The 22,569-nt window shown below is 71.2% G+C and carries 22 protein-coding genes; 9 read left to right on the top strand and 13 right to left on the bottom strand.

Going from position 1 to position 22,569, the window contains the following annotated elements; genetic code table 11:
- Nucleotides 1-168: 168 nt before the first annotated feature.
- The 3 genes from M8C13_RS15075 to M8C13_RS15065 all read right to left on the bottom strand — a co-directional run bounded on the left by M8C13_RS15075 (nucleotide 169) and on the right by M8C13_RS15065 (nucleotide 2,986).
- On the bottom strand, nucleotides 169-1,389 hold the full coding sequence (locus M8C13_RS15075) for an acetyl-CoA C-acetyltransferase (RefSeq protein WP_252481202.1): 1,221 nt from the start codon (nucleotides 1,387-1,389) through the stop codon (nucleotides 169-171).
- Nucleotides 1,390-1,422: 33 nt separating this feature from the next.
- The gene (locus M8C13_RS15070; protein ID WP_252481201.1) at nucleotides 1,423-2,376 is read right to left on the bottom strand and encodes an SGNH/GDSL hydrolase family protein; all 954 of its coding nucleotides are present in this window, start codon (nucleotides 2,374-2,376) and stop codon (nucleotides 1,423-1,425) included.
- A 181-nt stretch (nucleotides 2,377-2,557) separates the two neighbouring features.
- The gene (locus M8C13_RS15065) at nucleotides 2,558-2,986 is read right to left on the bottom strand and encodes a hypothetical protein (RefSeq protein WP_252481200.1); all 429 of its coding nucleotides are present in this window, start codon (nucleotides 2,984-2,986) and stop codon (nucleotides 2,558-2,560) included.
- Nucleotides 2,987-3,162: 176 nt separating this feature from the next.
- Here M8C13_RS15065 and M8C13_RS15060 point away from each other — a divergent pair, with 176 nt between their 5' ends.
- The 4 genes from M8C13_RS15060 to M8C13_RS15045 all read left to right on the top strand — a co-directional run bounded on the left by M8C13_RS15060 (nucleotide 3,163) and on the right by M8C13_RS15045 (nucleotide 8,368).
- Complete coding sequence (locus M8C13_RS15060) at nucleotides 3,163-4,533, top strand: cystathionine beta-synthase (protein ID WP_252481199.1); 1,371 nt, start codon at nucleotides 3,163-3,165, stop codon at nucleotides 4,531-4,533.
- A 91-nt stretch (nucleotides 4,534-4,624) separates the two neighbouring features.
- A complete protein-coding gene (locus tag M8C13_RS15055; protein WP_252481198.1) occupies nucleotides 4,625-5,746 on the top strand; it encodes a hypothetical protein in 1,122 nt (373 codons plus the stop codon).
- Between the two features lie 88 nt (nucleotides 5,747-5,834).
- A complete protein-coding gene (locus tag M8C13_RS15050) occupies nucleotides 5,835-6,974 on the top strand; it encodes a cystathionine gamma-synthase (protein ID WP_252481197.1) in 1,140 nt (379 codons plus the stop codon).
- Nucleotides 6,975-7,060: 86 nt separating this feature from the next.
- Entirely contained in the window at nucleotides 7,061-8,368 is a 1,308-nt protein-coding gene (locus M8C13_RS15045; protein ID WP_252481196.1) for an erythromycin esterase family protein, read from the top strand.
- On the opposite strand, the gene M8C13_RS15040 is transcribed toward M8C13_RS15045, so the two are convergent.
- Together M8C13_RS15040 and hppD are read right to left on the bottom strand one after the other, a co-directional pair.
- Entirely contained in the window at nucleotides 8,369-8,611 is a 243-nt protein-coding gene (locus M8C13_RS15040) for a hypothetical protein (protein WP_252481195.1), read from the bottom strand.
- Between the two features lie 114 nt (nucleotides 8,612-8,725).
- Nucleotides 8,726-9,886, bottom strand: a complete 1,161-nt coding sequence (gene hppD / locus M8C13_RS15035) for a 4-hydroxyphenylpyruvate dioxygenase (protein ID WP_252481301.1) — start codon at nucleotides 9,884-9,886, stop codon at nucleotides 8,726-8,728.
- 136 nt (nucleotides 9,887-10,022) lie between these two features.
- Between hppD and M8C13_RS15030 the strand changes: the two genes are divergently transcribed.
- From M8C13_RS15030 to M8C13_RS15020, 3 genes are read left to right on the top strand one after another with little or no spacing between them, the layout of a single operon-like run.
- Complete coding sequence (locus M8C13_RS15030) at nucleotides 10,023-10,571, top strand: Lrp/AsnC family transcriptional regulator (protein WP_252481194.1); 549 nt, start codon at nucleotides 10,023-10,025, stop codon at nucleotides 10,569-10,571.
- Between the two features lie 15 nt (nucleotides 10,572-10,586).
- The gene (locus M8C13_RS15025) at nucleotides 10,587-10,934 is read left to right on the top strand and encodes a hypothetical protein (RefSeq protein WP_252481193.1); all 348 of its coding nucleotides are present in this window, start codon (nucleotides 10,587-10,589) and stop codon (nucleotides 10,932-10,934) included.
- Complete coding sequence (locus M8C13_RS15020; RefSeq protein WP_252481192.1) at nucleotides 10,934-11,764, top strand: CPBP family intramembrane glutamic endopeptidase; 831 nt, start codon at nucleotides 10,934-10,936, stop codon at nucleotides 11,762-11,764. The genes M8C13_RS15025 and M8C13_RS15020 overlap by 1 nt, the downstream gene beginning before the upstream one ends.
- A 49-nt stretch (nucleotides 11,765-11,813) precedes the next feature.
- Here the strand turns inward: M8C13_RS15020 and greA are convergent, their stop codons facing one another.
- Nucleotides 11,814-12,299, bottom strand: coding sequence for a transcription elongation factor GreA (greA, locus tag M8C13_RS15015; protein WP_374213078.1), 486 nt, complete (start codon nucleotides 12,297-12,299; stop codon nucleotides 11,814-11,816).
- Nucleotides 12,300-12,477: 178 nt separating this feature from the next.
- Nucleotides 12,478-12,915, bottom strand: coding sequence for a DUF4307 domain-containing protein (locus M8C13_RS15010; protein WP_252481190.1), 438 nt, complete (start codon nucleotides 12,913-12,915; stop codon nucleotides 12,478-12,480).
- Nucleotides 12,916-13,042: 127 nt separating this feature from the next.
- On the opposite strand from M8C13_RS15010, the gene mca reads away from it, so the two are divergent.
- Nucleotides 13,043-13,924: a mycothiol conjugate amidase Mca gene (gene mca / locus M8C13_RS15005; RefSeq protein ID WP_252481189.1), complete on the top strand. Its 882-nt coding sequence runs from the start codon at nucleotides 13,043-13,045 to the stop codon at nucleotides 13,922-13,924.
- A complete protein-coding gene (locus tag M8C13_RS15000) occupies nucleotides 13,921-14,244 on the top strand; it encodes a hypothetical protein (RefSeq protein WP_252481188.1) in 324 nt (107 codons plus the stop codon). The genes mca and M8C13_RS15000 overlap by 4 nt, the downstream gene beginning before the upstream one ends.
- Here the strand turns inward: M8C13_RS15000 and M8C13_RS14995 are convergent.
- The 6 genes from M8C13_RS14995 to M8C13_RS14970 all read right to left on the bottom strand — a co-directional run bounded on the left by M8C13_RS14995 (nucleotide 14,241) and on the right by M8C13_RS14970 (nucleotide 22,489).
- On the bottom strand, nucleotides 14,241-15,008 hold the full coding sequence (locus M8C13_RS14995; protein WP_252481187.1) for a DNA polymerase beta superfamily protein: 768 nt from the start codon (nucleotides 15,006-15,008) through the stop codon (nucleotides 14,241-14,243). The two genes, M8C13_RS15000 and M8C13_RS14995, sit on opposite strands and share 4 nt — an antisense overlap.
- Nucleotides 15,005-15,697 (bottom strand): DNA polymerase beta superfamily protein, encoded by a 693-nt coding sequence (locus M8C13_RS14990; protein ID WP_252481186.1) that lies wholly within the window; start codon nucleotides 15,695-15,697, stop codon nucleotides 15,005-15,007. Before M8C13_RS14990 ends, M8C13_RS14995 begins: the two co-directional genes overlap by 4 nt.
- The gene (locus tag M8C13_RS14985) at nucleotides 15,694-18,231 is read right to left on the bottom strand and encodes a polynucleotide kinase-phosphatase (RefSeq protein WP_252481185.1); all 2,538 of its coding nucleotides are present in this window, start codon (nucleotides 18,229-18,231) and stop codon (nucleotides 15,694-15,696) included. The genes M8C13_RS14990 and M8C13_RS14985 overlap by 4 nt, the downstream gene beginning before the upstream one ends.
- Entirely contained in the window at nucleotides 18,228-19,616 is a 1,389-nt protein-coding gene (locus M8C13_RS14980) for a 3' terminal RNA ribose 2'-O-methyltransferase Hen1 (RefSeq protein ID WP_252481184.1), read from the bottom strand. The genes M8C13_RS14985 and M8C13_RS14980 overlap by 4 nt, the downstream gene beginning before the upstream one ends.
- A 237-nt stretch (nucleotides 19,617-19,853) precedes the next feature.
- Nucleotides 19,854-21,182 carry a 4-aminobutyrate--2-oxoglutarate transaminase gene (gene gabT, locus M8C13_RS14975; protein WP_252481183.1) on the bottom strand — a complete coding sequence of 443 codons (1,329 nt, stop codon included), beginning with the start codon at nucleotides 21,180-21,182 and terminating at the stop codon, nucleotides 19,854-19,856.
- Nucleotides 21,179-22,489: an amino acid permease gene (locus M8C13_RS14970; protein ID WP_252481182.1), complete on the bottom strand. Its 1,311-nt coding sequence runs from the start codon at nucleotides 22,487-22,489 to the stop codon at nucleotides 21,179-21,181. The genes gabT and M8C13_RS14970 overlap by 4 nt, the downstream gene beginning before the upstream one ends.
- Nucleotides 22,490-22,569 lie beyond the last annotated feature (80 nt).

The raw sequence follows: 22,569 nt of genomic DNA, 5'->3' as shown, positions 1-22,569 counted from the left end.
GCGTGGCGCGCCAGCGACACGCCGGGCTCTTGACTCCGCGGTGGGGTTGATTTTTTCGCGTCAGGCGTTCGTGACCCCGACACTCCGAAGCTTGCTTCGCGTGTGCCGGGGTCACGAACGTGCGACTCAGGAGCGAAAAAATCCCGCGCGCGGAGCGCGCCAATGTAACTAGCTCAGGCGTTCAATCACCATCGCCATGCCCTGACCGCCGCCAACGCACATCGTCTCCAGCCCGATGGTCTTGTCGTGCCAGGACAGCGAGTTCAGCAGCGTGGTGGTGATCCGCGCCCCGGTCATCCCGAACGGATGCCCCACCGCGATCGCCCCGCCGTTGACGTTGACCTTCTCCAGCGGCACACCAAGGTCGCGGTAGGACGGGATCACCTGGGCCGCGAAGGCCTCGTTGATCTCCACCAGGTCCACGTCGTCCACGCTCATGCCCGCTCGCTTGAGCGCCTGCTGGGAGGCCTGCACCGGGCCGAGGCCCATGATCTCCGGGGACAGCGCGGACACGCCGGTGGAGATCACCCGCGCCAGCGGGGTGATGCCGAGCTGCTTGGCCTTGGTGTCACTCATGATCACCAGGGCCGCGGCGCCGTCGTTGAGCGGGCAGCAGTTGCCCGCGGTGACCCGCCCGTCCGGCCGGAACACCGGGTCCAGGGTGGAGACCTTCTCGTACGTGGTTCCGGCGCGGGGGCCGTCGTCGGCGCTGACCACGGTGCCGTCGGGCAGTTCGACCGGGGTGATCTCCCGGGCCCAGAAGCCGTTCGCGATCGCCTTCTCGGCCAGGTTCTGCGAGCGGACGCCGAAGTGGTCCATGTCCTCGCGGGTCACGCCCTTGGCCAGGGCCAGGTTCTCCGCGGTCTGGCCCATCGGGATGTAGACGTCGGGCAGCAGCCCGGACTCCCGCGGGTCCACCCACTCGCCCGCGCCGTGCTCGGCGGCGTGCTGGGTGCGCGCCTGCGCGTCGGCGAAGCGCGGGTTCTGGGTGTCCGGCCAGCCGTCGGAGTTGCCGCGCGCGTAGCTGGAGACCATCTCCACGCCGGCGCTGATGAACACCTCACCTTCGCCCGCCTTGATCGCGTGCAGCGCCATCCGGGTGGTCTGCAGGCTGGAGGCGCAGTAGCGGGTGATGGTGGTGCCGGGCAGGTGGTCGAACCCGGCCAGCACGGCGACCGCGCGGCCCATGTTGAAGCCCTGCTCACCGCCGGGCAGGCCGCAGCCGAGCATCAGGTCGTCGATCTCGCGCGGGTCCAGCTCCGGGACCTTCGCCAGCGCCGCCTTGACCATCATCGCGGTCAGGTCGTCGGCGCGGACGTCCTTCAGGGAGCCCTTGTTCGCGCGGCCGATGGGGGAGCGGGCCGTCGCCACGATCACGGCTTCAGGCATGTCGAGAACTCCTTTGTTCGCCTGAAGCGCAGCCTACTGTCCGGTAACGGCGGCGGAGTGTGACGTTGCCGGGGGCACCTGCTTGAGCCGCCAGTTCAGCTTGGCCACCAGCTTCGCGGTCGGCCGCCGCGCCTCGGCCGCGGCCGAACGGGTGGGCTGGGTGGGCAGCGGGCCGCCGTCCCACACGCCCGCGGCCGCGCACAGCTCGGGCAGCAGCACCTGGGTCGCCGCGGCGTAGCCGGCCGCGGACGGGTGGAACATGTCCTTGCTGAACAGCTCGGCGGGCCTGGTCAGGAACTCCGGCGAGAGCAGGTCGGCCAGCGCCACCGGCTGCCCGCCGGCCAGCAGCACCGCTTTGCGCTGGGCCCTGGCCAGGGTCAGGCTCCAGGACCGCACCAGCGAGCGCAGCGGCTGCGCGATCGGCCGGATCGCGCCCAGGTCGGGGCAGGTGCCCACGACCACGGCCGTGCCGGTCTCGGTCAGCCTGCGCACCGCGGCGCCCAGCAGCAGCGCGCAGGCGCCGGGGCTCAGCCGCGCGGTCACGTCGTTGCCGCCGATGATCACCAGGGCCACGTCCGGCGGGGTGAGCAGCGCGGCGTCGGTCTGCCCGGCCAGCTCCCGGCTGGTGGCCCCGCTGATCGCGTGGGTGAGCAGCCGCACCGGCCGCTCGGACTCCTCGGCTAGCCCCCTGGCCAGCAGCACCCCGGGCAGCTCCTCGTCGGTGTCGCAGCCGACCCCGGCCGCGGAGGAGTCGCCGAGCACGGCGAAGACGAGCGGGTCGCCGGTGATCCGGGGGTCGGCCGGGTCCAGCGGCCCGACGCCCTCCGGCAGGTACACGCCGTCGGCGCGCAGCGCTGCGGCCGGCGGTCCGATGATCTTCCGGGCTCGCTTGGACTGCTCGGTCAGCAGCCCGTACGCGGCGCCGGAGAGCCCGCCGATCGCACCCGCGGTGAAGACCGCGGCGCGGAGAACGCGCAATCCGAACATGGCCCGTCTCCCCTCCGCTCTGGTGGTTCCCCCTATGGCCCCACCACCAGCTGTTAACCCAGTGTTCCGTAAGTAAGGCCGAACGGGTTAACGCCAGGCAGACATTTTTACTTCCCACTTTCGGATGAGGCGACGATTTAGCGCCTGGGCCAGCGGGACTGGCGGAAGGGTGATTCGCGCCTCAGGCGCGGTCGGCGGAGAAGGGCAGTTCGGCCCGGTGCAGCGGGTCGTCGTAGTGCCCGAGCAGCGCGGAGAGCTGGTGGCCCAGCCCGGCCAGCGGGAACGGGATGGCCTTGCCCTCGAACCTCGTGTCCAGCAGCGCGGACTCCAGCAGCTCGGCGCCACGCCCGAAGGTCAGCGCGAACAGGCGGCCGTCCACCTCGGCCAGCAGGGCGGAGTCGGCGGCCCCGATGTCGGAGAGCGCGAAGTGCTCGGCCAGCTCCTCCGGACCGGGCTCGCCCGGCTCGGCGCGCGCCGCGAGCACACAGGAGAAGTCCAGCTCAGCGGCGGGAAGCAGGCAGACCACGGCGGCCTGGTCCTGGCCGGGCAGTGCGAGCACGTCCCCGAAGGAGAGGGCGTCGGTGGTGAACAGGTGCACCGTGAGTTTCATGGTTACCCCCGACGCGAGCCCGGAACGGAACGGATCTTTCCGACAAGCCAAGAATACGTGACCGGGCGGTGGCCGACCGCCGCCAAGAGTGGCACGCGCCACGGAGTGACAGCGATCGGGTGACGACGCGCCAGCTACGCTGACCCGGACGTCTCAACTAATGGGAGGACCGCGCGGTGGAGTACGCCGAGCACGTGATGGACCTGGTCGGCAACACCCCGCTGGTCAGGCTGAACAACCTGACCGACGGCCTGAAGCCGCTGGTCCTGGCCAAGATCGAGTACCTGAACCCCGGCGGCAGCGTGAAGGACCGCATCGCGCTGCGCATGATCGAGGCGGCCGAGGCCTCCGGTGAGCTCAAGCCCGGCGGCACCATCGTGGAGCCGACCTCGGGCAACACCGGTGTCGGCCTGGCCCTGGTCGCCCAGCGCAAGGGCTACCGCTGCGTGTTCGTCTGCCCGGACAAGGTCAGCGAGGACAAGCGCAACGTGCTCAAGGCCTACGGCGCCGAGGTCGTGGTCTGCCCGACCGCGGTCGCGCCGGAGCACCCGGACTCCTACTACAACGTCTCCGACCGCCTGGTCAGCGAGATCCCCGGCGCCTGGAAGCCCAACCAGTACGCCAACCCGAACAACCCGCTCTCGCACTACCACTCCACCGGCCCGGAGCTGTGGCGGCAGACCGACGGCCGGATCACCCACTTCGTGGCGGGCGTGGGCACCGGCGGCACCATCTCCGGCACCGGCCGGTACCTCAAGGACGTCTCCGACGGCAAGGTCAAGATCATCGGCGCCGACCCGCACGGTTCGGTGTACTCCGGTGGCACCGGGCGGCCGTACCTGGTCGAGGGCGTCGGCGAGGACTTCTGGCCGACCACCTACGACCGCACGGTGTGCGATGAGATCGTCGAGGTCTCCGACGCGGACTCCTTCGACATCACCCGTCGCCTGGCCCGCGAGGAGGGCCTGCTGGTCGGCGGCTCCTGCGGGATGGCCGCGGCGGCCGCGCTCAAGATCGCCGAGGGCCTGACCGAGGACGACGTGGTGGTCGTGCTGCTGCCGGACAGCGGCCGCGGCTACCTGTCCAAGGTCTTCAACGACTCCTGGATGGCCTCCTACGGCTTCCTCACCGCCGACCACAGCAGCGCCTCGGTGGGCGATGTGCTGCGGCGCAAGGACGGCACCCTGCCCGAGCTGGTGCACGTGCACCCGAACGAGACCGTCGCGGACGCCATCTCGGTGCTGCGCGAGTTCGGCGTGTCCCAGATGCCGGTGGTCAACGCCGAGCCGCCGCTGATGGCCGCCGAGGTCGCCGGCGCGGTCAACGAGAAGGACCTGCTGGACGCGCTGTTCGCGGGCAAGGCCGCGCTGGCCGACCGGGTGGAGACGCACATGTCCCCGCCGCTGCCCACCATCGGCGCCGGCGAGACGATCAGCACCGCGATGAAGGCGCTCACCGACGCCGACGGCGCGATGGTGCTCATCGACGGCAAACCGGCCGGTGTTGTCACCCGACAGGACGTGTTGGGCTTCCTCGCCGGCAGATAATGCCGCGTTGGGACTACGCCCGTTCGGAGCATCCGATAGCGTTGCCGCAACCACACGACGGCCAGCCACCCCGAAGGGGGTAAGGAACCCGATGAGCGCTCCGCAGCCGCCCCAGCAGCCGTACCAGGGCCAGGGTGGGCAGCCGCAGGCTGATCCGCAGAGTGGCGCGGCCGACCCGACGCCATCTCCGGCGCAGGGTCTGCCGACGACCACGCACACGCCGCACGCCGACACCACCCAGGTGATCTCCTCGGCGCTGGGCTCTTCTGCGGGGCAGCAGCCCGCGGCGCCCGCCAACCCGGAGGCCACCCAGGTGGTCCAGCCGGGTGCCACCCCGGCCGCACCGGCGCCGGATGCCACCCAGGTGGTGCCGCCCGGCCAGCAGCCACCGGTGACACCGCAGTACACCCCGCCGTCCTTCGCCCAGCAGGGCGGCCAGCAGCCCACCGGGCCGCAGGCGCAGCCGCAGCAGCAGTGGGGGCAGCAGCCCCAGCAGCAGCAGCCGGGCCAGCAGCAGTGGGGCCAGCAGCCGCAGGCCCAGCCCGGTTACCCGCAGACCGGCGGCCAGCCCCAGCAGCAGTGGGGGCAGCAGCCGGGCACCGGCCCGCAGCCGCAGCAGCAGTGGGGCCAGCAGGCCCAGCAGCAGCCCGGCCAGCAGCAGTGGGGCCAGCAGCCGCAGCAGGGCTACGGCCAGCAGCAGGGCTGGGGTGGCCAGCAGCAGGGCTACGGCGCGCAGCCCTACGGCAAGTCCGGTGGCGGCGGCAACACGCTCCCGGCGGCCATGTGGACCACGATCGGCATCACCGGTCTGGTGCTGATCCTGAACATCTTCAGCCTGATCAGCCTGGCGAACATCCCCTCGCGCTACGCCACCGCCGGGCTCTACGTGCCCGTCATCATCGGCATGCTGATCGCCGCCGGTGTCGGTGTGCTGGCCTTCCTGGCCGGTTCGCAGGGCGCCAACTGGGCCCGGATCACCATCACCGTGCTGGCCGGCCTCGGCTTGCTCGGTGGCCTCGCCTCGCTCGGCAGCATCGGCATCGTCGGGATCCTGGGCATCCTGCCGCTGCTGTTCTGGGCCACCATCCTGGTGCTCTGGTGGCTGCCGTCGACCACGGCGGGCATGAAGCTCAAGCAGGCGCAGCGCCCGCAGCAGGGCGGCTACCCGCAGCAGCCCTACGGCCAGGGTGGCGGCGGCTACCCCGGCTACTGAGCCACCGCGCAAGCTGTAAGCGAAACTTCAGCCCCCGGCCCGACAAGGCCGGGGGCTGATCGTTTACCGAGCACGTAGGCTCGGCTCCATGAACGACGGCTTCGCGACCAGGGCCATTCACGCCGGCCAGGAACCCGACCCGACCACCGGGTCGGTCATCGTGCCGATCCACGCCACCTCCACCTACGCCCAGGACGGCGTCGGCGGGCTGCGCGGCGGCTATGAGTACTCCCGCACCGGGAACCCCACCCGGACCGCGCTGGAGACCTGCCTGGCCTCGCTGGAGGGCGGCAGGCACGCGCGGGCGTTCGCCTCCGGCATGTCCGCCACCGACGCGGTGCTCCGCTCGGTGCTGCGCCCCGGCGACCACCTGGTCATCCCGGACGACGCCTACGGCGGCACCTTCCGCCTGGTGGACAAGGTGCTCTCCCAGTGGGGCATCGAGCACACCCCCGTCCCGCTGTCCGACGTGGACGCGGTGCGCGCGGCGATCCGGCCCAGCACCAAGGTGATCTGGGTGGAGACGCCCACCAACCCGCTGCTCAACATCGCCGACATCGCCGCGCTGGCCAGCCTGGCGCAGACCGCGGGCGCGAAGCTGGTGGTGGACAACACCTTCGCCTCGCCGTACCTGCAGAACCCGCTGGAGTTCGGCGCGGACGTGGTGCTGCACTCCACCACCAAGTACATCGGCGGCCACTCCGACGTGGTCGGCGGCGCGCTGGTCACCGACGACGACGAGCTGGCCGAGAAGTTCGCCTTCATCCAGAACGGCGCGGGCGCGGTGCCCGGCCCGTTCGACGCCTGGCTGACCCTGCGCGGGCTGAAGACCCTCGCGGTCCGGATGGAGAAGCACAGCGACAACGCCGAGCTGGTCACCCAGGCCCTGCTCGACCACCCCAAGGTCGGCGCGGTGCTCTACCCGGGCCTGAGCGACCACCCCGGCCACCACGTGGCGGCCAAGCAGATGCGCCGCTTCGGCGGCATGGTCTCCTTCACCGTCACCGGTGGCGAGCAGGCCGCGCTGGACGTGTGCGCCAAGACCCGGCTGTTCACCCTGGCCGAGTCCCTGGGCGGGGTGGAGTCGCTGATCGAGCACCCCGGCAAGATGACGCACGCCAGCACCGCGGGCTCGCTGCTGCAGGTCCCCTCGGACCTGGTGCGGGTGTCGGTGGGCATCGAGGACGGCGCGGACCTGGTCGCCGACCTGCTGCAAGCCCTGGGCTGAGCCGCCGGGGGTGGGGCCTGCCCCCGGATGATCCCGGCAGCGCGCACCAGTGTGCGGCGTGCGCGCGCTGATCAGGATCTACAGCCATGGCAAGTCAGCGAACGCACCTCACCAGGCGGGCCCTGCTCGCCACCGCCGTGGTCGCGACGGGAGCCCTGCTCGCTCCCGTCGCGGCCCAGGCGAGCCCGTCCCAGCGGGACCCGGTCCGGGCGCTGGAACAGGCTGCGCACCCGTTGCGCGGCACCGAACCCGGTCGCGGCACCGCCGACCTGCGCGCGCTGGGCCGGATGATCGGCGAGGCCTCCGTGGTCGGCCTGGGCGAGGCCACCCACGGCTCGCACGAGTTCTTCGCCATGAAGCAGCGGGTCTTCCAGTACCTGGTGCGGGAGAAGGGTTTCCGGGCCTTCGCGCTGGAGCTGAGCTGGCCGGCCGGACTCAAGATCAACGAGTTCCTGCAGACCGGCAAGGGCGAGGCCAGGGCCGTGGTCAAGGAGACGCTGGGCGGGTCGCCGTGGGATCGCGAGGAGTTCGTCAGCCTCCTCGCGTGGATGCGCGAGCACAACCGCCGCAACCCCGGCCACACCGTGCACTTCGTCGGCGACGACCTCGGCGCGCCCAGGGTCGGCGACGAGTTCTTCGACCGGGTGACCGGGTACCTGCCCGAGCTCGGCGAGTACTACACCGGCCTGCGCCCGCTGGAGGACGTCTTCGCCTACCTGCGCAAGCCGGTGGAGGAGCGCAGGCGGCAGGCCGAGCGGGCCCGGCAGGCGCTGGACCGGATCAGCGGGCTGCCCCGCCGCGGCCCGGAGTTCGAGCTGGCGGTGCAGAACGCCCGCTCCATCGCCGAGACCGCGCACTTCCTCACCCTTGACCTCGGCGACCCGGCGGGGATGGCCCAGTACCAGCGCTTCCGGGACGAGGTGATGGCGCGCAACGTGCTCTGGTGGCAGCGGCGGACCGGGCACAAGGTGCTGGTCTCGGCGCACAACAGCCACCTCGCCTACGTCGCGGACAACCCGGCGGCCTACCCCAAGTCGCAGGGCGCCTTCCTGCGCGATGAGCTGGGCGCCGGCTACCTGCCGATCGGCTTCACCTTCGACCGGGGCTCGTTCCTGTCCACCGACGGCGCGCTCGGCGACGCCTGGCGCAAGTTCAGCGTGGGCGCGGCCGAGCCCGGCATGAACGAGCACACCCTGGACCGGGTCCGGCACCGGGACTTCTACCTGGACCTGCGGACCGCGCCGCCCGCCGCCCGTGCCTGGCTGGCAGAGGCCCGGCCCACTCGCGGCATCGGCACCGTCTTCCCCCAGGAGAACCACGCCGTCGCGCTCGCGCGCTCCTACGACGTGCTCATCCACCTGCACCAGGTGCGGGCAGCTGTGCCGCGGCGGTGATCACACGCCGGGCGGGGACTGCTGCTCCGGCTTGGCCGGTTCGGGCTGCTTCGGGCCCACCGGCAGGTCGTCCTGCTCCACACAGCCGCCGATCAGCTCGACGATGCCGTTGTGCTGGACGTACTGGCCGGGGTCGTGGCAGCTGACCCGCACCACGGTGAACACCGCGGCCCCGGTCAGCAGCGCGGCGGTGCTGAGCGCGACCGCCAGCGGCAACGCGCCACTGCTGCGCACACGTGCCATCCGCCACCTCCAGGCCAAGACTGGTGCCAGCCTACCGAACCCCGCGAAACCGGGCGGGCCGTTCCCCGGATCACTACCCGGTGAACGGCCCGCCCGGCGCGCTGGTTCAACCCGTCACAGGTTGCCGCGGCGCTCCTGCTCGCGCTCGATGGCCTCGAACAGCGCCTTGAAGTTGCCCTTGCCGAAGCCGAGCGAGCCGTGCCGCTCGATCATCTCGAAGAACACCGTGGGCCGGTCGCCGGTCGGCTTGGTGAAGATCTGCAGCAGGTAGCCGTCCTCGTCCCGGTCGACCAGGATCTTGCGCTTCTTCAGCTCCTCGATCGGCACCCGCACGTTGCCGATCCTGGCCCGCAGCTCGGGGTCGTCGTAGTAGGAGTCCGGGGTCTCCAGGAACTCCACGCCCGCGGCCCGCATGTGGTCGACGGTGGTCAGGATGTCGTTGGTGGCCAGCGCGATGTGCTGCACGCCGGGGCCGCCGTAGAACTCCAGGTACTCGTCGATCTGGGACTTGCGCGCGGCCACCGCGGGCTCGTTGAGCGGGAACTTGACCCGGTGGTTGCCGTTGGCCACCACCTTGCTCATCAGCGCGGAGTAGTCGGTGGCGATGTCGTCGCCGATGAACTCGGCCATGTTCACAAAGCCCATGACCCGGTTGTAGAACTCGACCCAGTAGTCCATCCGGCCCAGCTCGACGTTGCCCACGCAGTGGTCCACCGCCTGGAAGATCCGCTTGGGCGCGCCCTCGGGCTTGACGTAGGCGCCCTTCTTCGGCTGGTAGCCGGGCAGGTAGACGCCGGAGTAGCGGGTGCGGTCGATCAGGGTGTGCCGGGTCTGGCCGTAGGCGGCGATCGCGGCCATCCGCACGGTGCCGTGCTCGTCGGAGACGTCGTGCGGCTCGTCCAGCACGGTCGCGCCCTGCTGCCGCGCCCACTCGACGCACTTGTCCACGTCGGCGACCTCCAGCGCGAGGTCGGTGACCCCGTCGCCGTGCGCGCGGTGGTGGTCCAGCAGCGGGCTGTCCGGGCGGACCCCGCCGGTGATCACGAAGCGGGCCGAGCCGGACTTGAGCACGTAGGACTTGTGGTCCCGGTTGCCGGTCTCCGGGCCGGAGTAGGCGATCTGCTCCATGCCGAACGCCCACTGGTAGAACAGCGCGGTCTGGGTCGCGTTGCCGACCACGAAGACCACCGCGTCCATCGACTTCACCGGGAACGGGTCGCGGCTCTCGTCGTAGTCGACCAGGCCGACGAGCTGGCGGAGCTGGTCGAAGCTCACGTCGTCGATGGTCTTGTCCGGGCCGTGGCTGATCGTCTCGGTCACGTTTCCTCCAGTGCCCCGCAGGTCAATTCGGTAACCGCAGCATGAGGTCGCGTGACAAGATGTGCAAGACTCAGGAAATCCACTGGGCAAAATGCTCAGTACCACTGCCGATTACTCGATCAGGTTGAGCAGACTGACCAGGAGGTGTGACCTGCTTCCCACCGACGACGAGGCGCTGGACGCGCTGGATGCCAAGCTGCTGCTGTTGCTCACCGACGAGCCGAGGCTGGGCGTGCTGGAGTGCTCCCGGCGGCTGGGCGTGGCCCGCGGCACCGTGCAGGCCCGGCTGGACCGGCTGGTGCGCCGGGGCGTGCTCGGCGGCTTCCCGCCCGCGCTGGACCTGGCCGCGATGGGCTACGGCCTGACCGCCTTCGCCGTGCTGGAGATCGCCCAGGGGCACCGCGGCGAGGTGACCGCGCACCTGGCCGCGATCGACGAGGTGTGCGAGGTGCACGCCACCACCGGCCAGGGCGACCTGCTGGTGCGCATGGTGGCCAGGGACAACGACGACCTGCAGCGGGTGATCGACGAGGTGGTGGACGTGGAGGGCGTGCAGCGCACCTCCACCTCGATCGCGCTGTCCACCCCGGTGCCGCCCAGGGTGCGCCCGTTGCTGGAACGGTTGGTCGGGTCGGAGTAGTGCGATCCTTGATCCATGCATGCGCACGAGGTCGAGGTCGGGGCGACCTACCGCGTTCAGCCCCGCCACAACCACGGCACGCTGGCCTGGATGTTCAGCGGCCCGGACGAGTTCGAGCTGACCGTCACCGGCACTGGCGCGGTACTCGGTGAACAGGCCGCGGTGACCGGCGTGCGGGTGGCCGACCGGCACAACGTCAGCCTGCCGCTGCCGCCGGAGCAGGCCCAGCGGATGGGCCTGCCACCGGGCGTGGCGTACCTGGTCCAGGGGGTGCTGGTGGACGCCGCGACCGGGGCGCTGGTGAGCAGGCCGACCATGGAGTCGGTGACCGTGCCGGTCAGCTGGCTGTGCCCGGTCGACTGATGCGCCTCGTGGTGGTGGCGGGCTGGGCGATCTTCGCCGGCTGCGCCCTGTGGCTGATCCTGAGCGGGCACCCGGTGGTGCCGGTGGCCGCCGAGGGCGCGATCGGGGTGTCCGTGCTGGGCACCGCGCTGACCGCGGCGGTGGCGATGATCGTGGCCCGCCGGGTCTCGCCGATCCCGCTGGAGCGCGTCGAGCCGCCCGATCGGGCCCGGCTGACCCGCCAGAGCTGGCTGCTGCTGGGTGTGTCGCTGATCACCCCGGCGGTTTTCGCCGTGCTGGTCGCGCTGGGTCAGGCGCAGAGCCTGGGCTGGGTGGCCAAGCTGGTGCTGTTCTTCGCGCTGCCGCTGACCGCGCTGGCGCTCACCGGCGGCATCCGGGTGCCGGTGTCCCGGCCGCCCGCGCGGTGGCGCTGGCTGGGGCCGCTGCCCGCGATGGCCGGCTTCCTGCTGCTCTACCACGGCACCTTCGGGGTGCCGGAGGGCCTGGAGCGCGGCGACCCGCTGCGGCTGGTGATCGGGGTCCTGCTGGTCTTCCTCACCGCGAGCGTCGGCGAGGAGGTCTTCTACCGCTGGCTCTTGCAGACCCGGCTGGAGCTGCTGCTCGGCCGCTGGCCCGCCATCCTGGCCAGTGCGCTGCTGTTCGCGCTGATGCACCTGCCCACCCGGCTGCCGGTGCTCGGCGACGCCGGTTACGCGCTGGCCGCGGTGATCGCCATCCAGGGGGCGTTCGGGCTGGTCGCGGGCTATCTGTGGAGCCGGTTCCGGAACCTGTGGGCGGTCATCGCGCTGCACGCCGGGGTGAACCACCTCAGCCTGCTCTGGCTGCTCTGAGACAGCGAAACGGGCCCGGGAAGCGCTCCCGGGCCCGTTTCGCGTGCGCTCAGCTCTGGTACGGCACCGCGTCCAGCAGGGTGACCTTCATGGTGCGGCCGTTGGGCGTGGCGTACTCACGGGTCTCGCCGACCTTGGCCTCCAGCAGCGCCGCGCCCAGCGGGGAGCTCGGCGAGTAGACCTCGAGGTCCCCGTGCGAGCCCTCCTCGCGGGTGGCGAGCAGGAAGGTCTCCTTCTCGTCATCGCCGTCGTAGCGGATGGTGACCACCATGCCCGGCTGGGCGATGCCCGACTCGGTGGGCGCCTCGCCCACCTTGGCCTGGCGCAACAGCTCCTGGAGCTGACGGATCCGCCCCTCCTGCTTGCCCTGTTCCTCGCGGGCGGCGTGGTAGCCACCGTTCTCCCGGAGGTCGCCCTCCTCACGGCGGGCGTTGATCTCCGCGGCGATGACCGGGCGGTTGGCAATGAGATCGTCCAACTCGTGCTTGAGCCGGTCGAAAGCATCCTGGGTCAGCCAGGTCACGGTCTCGGCCACGGTCACCACTCCTCGTCTCCTCCAGGCCCACGGCTGTGGGCTGGTCGCTCCTGGCAGGCTGCACCAGGAAACGGAAAAACACGGCCCACACCGGGGCCGTGCTGTCAGGCGAGGGTAACACGGTTACGTGTTCAACGGGTGGAAATTACGGCTGGCGAGGACCGCTGGCAGGTGCAGTTCACCCGCTTGGCCGCGTGGTGCTCGACAAGTACTCCGGCACCTGGTAGGAGCACCCGAACACGACCCCGGTGATCGCCGGACGTGAGGTCTTGATCACGGCGGACTCGATCAACGTGCTCTCACTGGGCGGGATCAGGACCTCCCGCCGACCGACCTCGTCGCCGTCCTTGGACCGGGCCCGCACGATGCACACCGCGGGTCGTTCCGGCTGGTCGCGGGCCACCTCGAAGCTGATCTTCACCGCGTCGTTCCCGAGGATCTCGTAGGCGGTCTGCTTGCCCTCGATCGGCGTGGTGCCGAGGTTGCGGTATCCGACAAAAGCCAGCACCCCGCCGACCAGCACGCCGGCCACCAGCAGTGCGATCCGCACCCGTTGGGGTGTCCTTCGATCGGAGGACCGGCCGTAGCGGCCCTCCGGCAGCGGACGCTCACCCATCGACGCGGACCTCCCGGCCGTCTTTGTCGTACCCGCAGGGAACAATGGGCGGCAACGCCCGCGTTGAGTATCCATGACCGCGCCGACTGGGGGTCGCGCCGGGCTGACGAGAGGACCAGGAACATCCATGGCAGAGAAGCTGCGCCTGATGACGGTGCACGCCCACCCCGACGACGAGTCGAGCAAGGGTGCCGCCACCACCGCGAAACTGGTGGCCGACGGGCATGAGGTCATGGTCGTGACCTGCACCGGGGGCGAACGTGGCAGCATCCTGAACCCGGCGATGGACCGGCCGGAAGTGGTGAACAACCTCGCCGCGGTGCGCCGCGAGGAGATGGCACGGGCCGCGGAGATCCTCAAGGTCCAGCACCGCTGGCTGCCCTACGTCGACTCCGGCCTGCCGGAGGGTGACCCGCTGCCGCCGCTGCCCGAGGGCTGCTTCGCCCTGGTGCCGCTGGAGGAGTCCACCGCGGAGCTGGTCAAGATCGTGCGCGAGTTCCGGCCGCACGTGATGATCACCTACGACGAGAACGGCGGCTACCCGCACCCGGACCACATCCGCTGCCACGAGGTCTCGGTGGCCGCGTTCGAGGCCGCGGGCGACCCGGACCGCTTCCCGGAGGCCGGTGAGCCCTGGCAGCCGCTGAAGCTGTACTACTCGCACGGCTTCTCCCGGAAGAAGCTGCTGACCTTCCACGACACCCTGCTCGCGCGCGGGCTGGAGTCGCCGTACGAGGAGTGGCTCAAGCACTGGGACAACGACAAGCCCGATGTGATGGAGCGGGTGACGACCCAGGTGGAGTGCGGGGAGTACTTTGAGATCCGGGACGAGGCGCTGAAGGCGCACGCCACCCAGATCGACCCGACCAGCAGGTGGTTCGCGGTTCCCCTGGACCTCCAGCGGGAGGTGTGGCCCACCGAGGAGTACGAGTTGGCCCGCTCGCTGGTCGACACCACGTTGCCGGAGGACGACCTGTTCGCCGGCGTCCTGACCCAGGTGCGTACATGACTTTGCTCGACACGGTTGGCCACCACGAGACGACCGCTCTCGTGGTGGCCCAGCCGAAGAAGCCGGAAGAGCCCGGCGGCCGCGGCGAGGACTTCGGCAAGTCCAGCCCGGTCGGGCTGGTCCTGCTGATCCTGTTCTTCATCGCGGTGGGCTTCCTGGTGCGCTCGATGAACAAGCACCTACGCAAGCTGCCGCAGAGCTTCGACAAGGACGCCCCGGCGGCCGAGGAGACACCGGCCACACCGGACCCGGCGGCGGAGTCCGCCGAGCCGGCGCGGCCGGAGAGCAAGAAACCCGAGGCGACCTCGGGCGCTTCCTAGGCAGGCCGCAGCCGCAGCACCAGCTGGTGCATCTCCTCGTGCACCGAGGGTTCCTGCGGCAGCGCCGAGCCGTTCTCCGCCACGTCCAGCCACTCCAGCCAGCTGAGCAGGTCCGCGGCCAGCGTCTCCGCGTCCGGCGCGCCCGGCACCGAGTCCAGCGGCCGGTGCTCGCCCTCGACCTTGGCCGCGATCAGCTCCTTCAGGTAGGCCGGGCCGCCCTGCTCCTCGATCAGCGTGGGCAGGTGCGCCAGCACCGACCCGGTGCGCATCAGGTGCACCCCGCTCAGCAGCGCGCGGAAGGTGTAGAGCAGCGGTTTCAGCTCGCCGTTGCGCTCGAACAGCCGCCACTGGGTCTTGGCGAAACCGCGGTAGTGGTGGGCGTGCCTGCTGGTCAGGAAGCCCGGCGCGAGCGCGATCAGCTCTTGGTGCGCCTGTGTGGTGTGCACCACCAGCGGCGAGAGCAGCTGCTCGGCGACGTAGCCGTTGGGGCGCAGCAGCAGCCGGGCGAACTTGGCGATGTCGTGGGTGACCAGGTCCAGCTCGGTCCCCTCGTGCTGCCAGATCCGCTCCACCGTCTCCGGCCCGTAGCGCAGCCCGGCCAGCTCGCTGGTGGCCAGCAGGTGCACCCCGCGCAGGTCGACGTCGGAGTCCTGGGACGGGAAGCCGTAGAGGTGCGCGCCGGAGACGGTGGCGAACACCAGCGGCCGGTCCTGTTCGGCGACGACACCTGCCAGCACGGCGGTGTCCAGGTCTTGCAAGCTCACGTCAACTCTCCTTCCACGGACCGTCGACGCACCGAGACCAGCCAGCGTTCCACCGCGGCCCGATCCGGCATCGGCGGCAGCGGGCTGTTCGCCTCGGCCAGCTCGATGTCGGCCTGCGCCCCGATCACCCTGGTGCGCACCGACTCCCAGTCCCTGGCCCCGGACTTGATCTCCAGCAGCTCGTCCCGGAACGGCGCGGCGTCGATGCTCAGCTCGCCGGTGCGCACCAGGTGCTCGCAGACCAGCAACAGCCGCAGCCCGTGCATGATCTGCTTCCACTTCGGGTCCCCGCCCTCGGCCATCGAGGCCTGGGCGCGGAGGAACTGCTGCTCGGTGGCCTTGCGGAAGGTCTTCACCGCGCGCAGCGACAGGAACGCGGGCAGCAGCGCGCGCAGCTCCGCGCCCGCCGTGCCGCACCGCTCGACCTGCCCGGAGGCCAGCACGTCCAGCACGGTCGGGTTGGCCTTGAGCGCGAGCAGGCAGAAGTGCTCGACCTCCCAGCTCAGCCGCTCCGGCTCCGGGCCCTCCACGCTGTCCGGCGGCTTCATCAGGCCCCAGAACAGCTCGGTCGGCGCGACGTAGACCCCGCGCCGGTCCAGGTCGGAGTCCGGCCCGGCCAGCCCGTAGGCCCGCGAGCCGACCACCGTGGACAGAATCGTGTGCTCCCGCACCAGGTCCAGGACGATCACAGCCGCGGGTCCACCGGCTCGGACTCCAGCGCGAGCACCGCGAACACGCACTCGTGCACCCGCCACAGCGGTTCCCCCGCGGCCAGCCGGTCCAGGCCCTCCATGCCGATGGCGTACTCGCGCAGCGCCATCGACCGCTTGCCGGCGATCTTGCGCTGGCGCACCCGCTTCAGGTTGGCCTGCTCGGTGTAGTCCGGTCCGTAGATCAGCCGCAGGTACTCCCGGCCACGCACCTTCAAACCCGGCTGCACCAGTCCTCGCTTCCCCCGGCTCAGGTTCGCCGCCGGTTTGACCACCATGCCCTCGCCCCCGGCCGCGGTGAGCTCCTCCCACCACGCGACGGCCCTGGCCACCGACTCCGGGTCCTCGGTATCCACCGCGATGGTGCGGGTGGCGGTGAACAGTCCGGGTGCCGCCGAGATCATCTTGTCAGCCTGCGCCAGGTGCCAGGCGTGCGCGGTGCGCGCGTGGTTGCGGCCCTGCGAGGCGAGCAGCTGGAACGGGGCCAGCCGGATGCCGTCCAGGTCCTCGGTCGGCCAGCAGTAGCGCTGGTGCACCGCCTCGAACGCGGTGGCGTTGGCCAGCCGGGACTCGGTGCGCGCCAACAGCTCCGCCACGTCCAGCCCGCGTCCGGCGGCCTGCCGCAACACGTCCGCGGCCACCGGCAGCGCGGCGGTGGCGGCCGCGCCGACCGCGGCGTACTGCTCGCGGATCAGCCCGCCTGCCTTGGCGCTCCACGGCAGCAGCTCGGCGTCCAGCAGCAGCCAGTCGGTGTCCAGCTCGGCCCACAGCCCGGCCGCGGTGACCGCCGCGCTGACCCGGGCGAGCAGCTGTTCGCCGCGGTCGTCAGCGAAGAACGCCCGCCCGGTGCGGGTGTGCACCACGCCCGGCCCGGCCACGCCGAAGCGCTTGAGCGCGGTCTGCTCATCGCGGCAGACCAGCAGCACCGCGCGCGAGCCCATGTGCTTCTCCTCGCACAGCAGCTCGCGCACCCCGTCGGCCTGGTAGGCGGCGAAGGCCTCGGCCGGGTGCTCCAGCAGCTCCGGCAGGGCCGAGGTGTTCACCGGGGCCATGGTCGGCGGCAGGTACAGCAGCCAGCGCGGGTCCAGCGCGAACCGGCTCATCACCTCCAGCGCGGCCGCGGCGTGCTCGGCGGTCACCGTGACCCGCCCGTGCAGCTCGCCGGTCTCCACCACCCGCTTGCCCGCCACGTCGGCCAGCTCCAGCAGCCCGGCCTCGCGCTCCGGCGGCGCGGGCGGGACGAGCGGCTTGGTCGGCTCGTACCAGACCTTCTCCGAGGGCACCGAGACCACCTCGCGCTCCGGATAGCGCAGCGCGGTCAGCTTGTTGCCGAACACCGCGCCGGTGTCCAGGCACATCGTGTTGTTGATCCACTCGACCTCGGGCGTGGGCGTGTGCCCGTAGAGCACCATGGCCCGGCCGCGGTAGTCGTTGGCCCACGGGTAGCGCACCGGCAGCCCGTACTCGTCGGTCTCGCCGGTGGTGTCGCCGTAGAGGGCGAAGCTGCGCACCCGGCCGGAGGCGCGGCCGTGGAAGCGTTCCGGCAGCCCGGCGTGCGCGATGACCAGGTTGCCGCCGTCGAGCAGGTAGTGCGAGACCAGGCCGTAGCAGAACTCCGCCACCCGCTGCCGGAACTCCTCGGGCTGCCCGGCCAGCTGGTCGAGGGACTCGGCGAGCCCGTGCGAGACGGTGACCTTGCGGCCGGTCAGCGCCCGGTGCAGCTTCTGCTCGTGGTTGCCGCACACGCAGATCGCGGTGCCCGCCTCGACCATGTTCATCACCAGCCGCAGCACGCCGGGGGTGTCCGGGCCGCGGTCGACCAGGTCGCCGACGAACACCGCGGTCCGGCCCTCCGGGTGGCTGGCGCCGACCGCTTTCTCGTTCTCCCACTCCAGGTCCCAGCCCAGCTCGGTGAGCAGCGACTCCAGCTCGCCCCGGCAGCCGTGCACATCGCCGATCACGTCGAACGGCCCGGTCAGCCCGGTGCGGTCGTTGATCAGCGGCTCCACCACGATGGTGGCCGCGTCGATCTCCTCCTGGCCGTGCAGGGTGTGCACCTTGCGCAGGCCCTCGCGTGTCAGGTGTTTCTGCGAGCGGCGCAGCTGCGACTTCTGCCGGGCGATCACCTCCGCGCCGAACTGGCGGTCCTGGCGGGCCGCGTTGCGCTGCACGCACACCGACTCCGGCACGTCCAGCACGATCGCCACTGGCAGCACGTGGTGCTGTTTGGCCAGCGCGATCAGCGAGGCGCGCGAGGTCTGCTGCACGTTGGTCGCGTCCACCACGGTGAGCAGCCCGGCGGCCAGTCGTTTGCCCGCCACGTACTGGAGCGCGTCGAAGGCCGCCGCGGTGGCCTCCTGGTTGTTCTCGTCATCGCTGACCAGGCCGCGGAAGAAGTCGCTGGAGAGCACCTGGGTCGGCCTGAAGTGCTTGGCGGCGAAGCTGGACTTGCCGGAGCCGGAGACGCCGACGAGCAGCACCAGCGACTTGTCCGGAATGGACAGTGCGGTCATCGGGCGACCTCCGTGCGGCGAAAAAGAGCGAGCTGGGTGGGCGGTCCGACTTCGGGGTCATCGGGTCCGACCGGCCGGAACTCCACGGCATATCCGTAGCGCTGGGCGACTTCCCCGGCCCAGGCCCGGAACTCGGCGCGGGTCCACTCGAAGCGGTGGTCCGGGTGCCGGAACTGCCCGGCGGGCAGGCCGGGGAAGCGCACGTTGTACTCCACGTTCGGCGTGGTCACCAGCACCGCGCCGGGGGTGGCGCCGCCGAAGACCGCGCGGGCCAGCGCGGGCAGCCGCGGCGGGTCCACGTGCTCGACGACCTCCATCAGCACCGCCGCGTCGAAGCCGCGCAGCTCAGCGTCCACATAGGTCAGCGCGGACTGGCGCAGGGTGAGCCGGTCCGCGACGTGCTCGGACATCCGGTCCAGCTGGAGCCCGCGCTCGGCATCGGCCAGCGCCCGCGCGGAGACGTCCACCCCGAGGATCCGGGTGAAGTGCAAGTCCCGCAACAACTCCCGCAGCAGCGCGCCAGCACCGCAGCCCAGGTCGACCACCTGCCGCGCGCCGATCTCCTTGAGCAGCGCCACAACCGCGTGCCTGCGGGCCACCGCGAGCGGCTCGCTGGGCACCACCGCCTCCTGCAACGCGTTGTCCAGCTCCGCGGGCTCGGTGTCGTCGGCCTCGGCCAGCCTGGTCAGCGCGGCGGTCACCAGCCCCCGGTGGTGCCGCAGGTAGCGGCGGCTCACCAGGTCCCGCTCCGGGTGCTCGGCCAGCCAGGTGTCCCCGGCCCGCAGCAGCTTCTCCACCTCGTCCTCGGAGACCCAGTAGTGCTTGGCGTTGTCCAGCACCGGCAGCAGCACGTAGAGGTGGTTGAGCGCCTCGGCCAGCCGCAGCGTGCCGGTCAGCCGCAGGTCCACATACGGCGAGTCACCCCAGCCGGTCATCGGGATCGGCCGCGCGTCCACCGTCCAGCCCAGCGGCTCGAACAGCCGCGTCACCAGGTCCGCCGGTCCGTGGCAGGGCACCGCGGGCAGGTGGATGGCCAGTGGGATCGGCGTGGCGGCCAGTTCGGGGTGGGACTCGCAGCGTCCGCCCAGCGCGGTGCGGAACACCTTGCCCAGCGCCACCGCGAGCATCGAGGAGGCCACGTACGGCCGGTCGTTGACGTAGCGGCCCAGGCTGAACGCGGTGTTCTCCCGTCCCCGCCGCACCAGCTCGATCGGGTCGAGCTCCAGCAGCAGACCGACCGTGCACTGATGTTCTTCCGCTTGTGGGTAGAACACGTGCGCGGTCCCCGCGGCGACCTCGAAGGTCTGCACCTTGCCTGGATGCTTGTGCAGCAAGTAGCCGAGGTCGGTCGCTGGCTGGTGGGTGGTTGTCAGGGTGAACAGCACGAACGGGGAGTATTCCCGCTCGCGCTGATCGGTGCTGTGTTTTATTGGCGCGCTCCGCGCGCGGGATTTTTTCGCTCCTTATGTCGTGCGTTCGTGACCCCGGCACACGCGAAGCAAGCTTCGGAGTGCCGGGGTCACGAACGCACGACGCGAAAAAATCAACCCCACCGCGGGGTTAAAGGCCCGCCGTGTCGCTGGCGCGCCACGCCTCTTTCGCGACTGGTCAGCGCCTGGCGGCTATCCCGCGTCCCGGATCGCGGTCTCCAGCACGTCCAGCCCTTCGGCGAGCAGGTCCTCGCCGATCACCAGCGGCGGCAGCAGCCGGATGACGTTGCCGTAGGTGCCGCAGGTGAGCACGATCACCCCGGCCGCGTGGCAGTCCGCGGTGACCCGCTTGGCCAGTGCCGCGTCCGGCTCGCCGCCGTCCCTGACGAACTCGATGGCCAGCATCGCGCCCCGGCCGCGGACCTCGCCGATGGTGGGGGTGGTGGCGGCCAGCGCGCGCAGCCGGGTCCCTGCCAGGACCTCGATCCGGCGGGCCGCGGCGGCCAGGTCCAGCTCGCGCATCCGGTCCATGGTGGCCAGGGCGGCGGCGCAGGCCAGGGGGTTGCCGCCGTAGGTGCCGCCGAGGCCGCCGGGGTGCACCGCGGACATCACCTCGGCGCGGCCGGTGACCGCGGCCAGTGGCAGGCCGCCGGCGATGCCCTTGGCGGTGGCGACCAGGTCGGGCACCACCTGCTCGTGGTCGACGGCGAACCAGTCGCCGGTGCGGCAGAAGCCGGTCTGGATCTCATCGGCCACGAACAGCGCGCCGGAGTCCGCGCACCAGGCCGAGAGCGCGGGCAGGAAACCCGGCGCGGGGACGATGAACCCGCCCTCGCCCTGGATCGGCTCGATCAGCACCGCGGCCACGTTCCGGCCGCCGACCTGGGCCTCGATCGTCTCGATCGCCCTGGCCGCGGCCGCCGGGCCGCTGAGGCCGTCGCGGAACGGATACGACATCGGCACCCGGTACACCTCGGGCGCGAACGGGCCGAACCCCTGCTTGTACGGCATGTTCTTCGCGGTCAGCGCCATGGTCAGGTTGGTGCGGCCGTGGTAGGCGTGGTCGAAGACCACCACCGCGGACCGGCCGGTGGCGTAGCGGGCGATCTTGACCGCGTTCTCCACCGCCTCCGCGCCGGAGTTGAACAGCGCCGAGCGCTTGTCGAACTCGCCGGGGGTCAGCTCGTTGAGCCGCTCGCACACCTCGACGTAGCTCTCGTACGGGTTGATCATCGCGCAGGTGTGGGTGAACCGGGCGGCCTGCTCGGCCACCGCCGCGACCACCACCGGGTCCGCGTTGCCCACCCCGGTCACCGCGATGCCGGAGGCCAGGTCGATCAGCGAGTTGCCGTCCACGTCCACCAGCACCCCGCCGCCGGCCTCGGCAGCGAAGGCCGGCACGGTCACCCCGATGCCGGGGGCGACCGCGTTCTCCTTGCGCGCCAGCAGTTCGGCGGACCTGGGTCCGGGCAGGGCGGTGGCCAGCGTGCGCTGCTGGGGTGGTCCGGCCTGTCGGGTCATGACGGGAGGCTCCTCGGGTTTCGTTGGCGCAGAAGGGAAACGACCAGCACGATGGCGGCGACGCCGAGGCTGACCAGCAGCTGCGGACGGGTGCCGGCGTCGAACAGCATGCCCACCAGCAGCACCACCATGGCCACGATGCTCAGCCAGGTCAGCACCGCGCGGGACTGCCGGGTCCGCAGGTGCGACACCGCGATCACCAGCCAGACCAGGATCGCGATCGCGCCGGAGGAGTTGACCAGGAAGGTGAACACGTCCTGCGGCGCGAAGTAGTTGAGCACCACGGTGCCGAAGCCGAACACGGTGGAGACCAGCACCGCGGTGCGCGGCGAGCCGCTGGCACTCAGCCGCTGCCAGGACCTCGGCGCGTCGCCGCGGCCGGAGAGCGAGAAGGCCATCCGGGAGGCGGTGTAGAGGCCGGAGTTGAGGCAGGACAGCACCGAGGTCAGCACCACCACGTCCATCACGGTGGCCGCGGCGGGCAGCCCGATCCGTTGCAGCACCGCGACGTACGGGCTGGTGGCCACGCTGGCGTCGTCGTAGGGCAGCAGGGTGACCACCACGGCGATGGAACCCAGGTAGAACACCAGGATCCGCCACACCGTCGAGCGCACCGCGAGCCGCACCGCCCGCTGCGGATCGGCCGACTCACCGGCCGCCACGGTGGCGATCTCCGCGCCGAAGAAGGAGAACACCACCACCAGCATCGCGGAGAACACCGGCGCGGCCCCGTTCGGGAAGAACCCGCCGTGCCCGACCAAGTTGTCCGTGCCGGGCGCGGTGACCCCGGGCAGGGTGCCCGCGATGGCGGCGACGCCCAGCAGCAGGAACACCGTGATCGCGGCGACCTTGATGGAGGCGAACCAGAACTCGAACTCGCCGTAGGAGCGCACCGAGAACAGGTTGGTCGCGGTGAGCAGCACCATCAGCGCCAGCGCCCAGGTCCACTGCGGGATCGAAGGTATCCAGCGGTGCACGATCGCCGCGCCCGCGGTGGCCTCGATGCCGACGGTGACCACCCAGAACCACCAGTACAGCCAGCCGATGGAGAACCCGGCCCAGCGGCCGATCGCGCGGTCGGCGTAGCTGGAGAAGGAGCCGGTCTCCGGGTTGGCCACGGCCAGCTCGCCCAGCATCCGCATCACCAGCACGACCAGCAGCCCGGCCACCGCGTAGGAGACCAGCACGCCGGGACCGGCCTTGGCGATGGCCGCGCCGGAGCCGACGAACAGCCCGGCGCCGATCACCCCGGCGATCGCGATCATCGACAGGTGCCGCTGCTGGAGCGTGCGTGCGAGGGTGGCCATGGGCCGAGTGTGGGCGTGGCCACACCCGGCGGGAAGTCGACGAAGTGGCTAGTTTGGAACTCTCATCACACCACTTTGTC

Source organism: Crossiella sp. SN42, from assembly GCF_023897065.1.
In the GTDB taxonomy this organism is placed as follows: Bacteria; Actinomycetota; Actinomycetes; order Mycobacteriales; family Pseudonocardiaceae; genus Crossiella.
The sequence above is the reverse complement of the archived record's forward strand: the minus strand, read 5'-3'. Positions and strand labels throughout refer to the sequence as shown.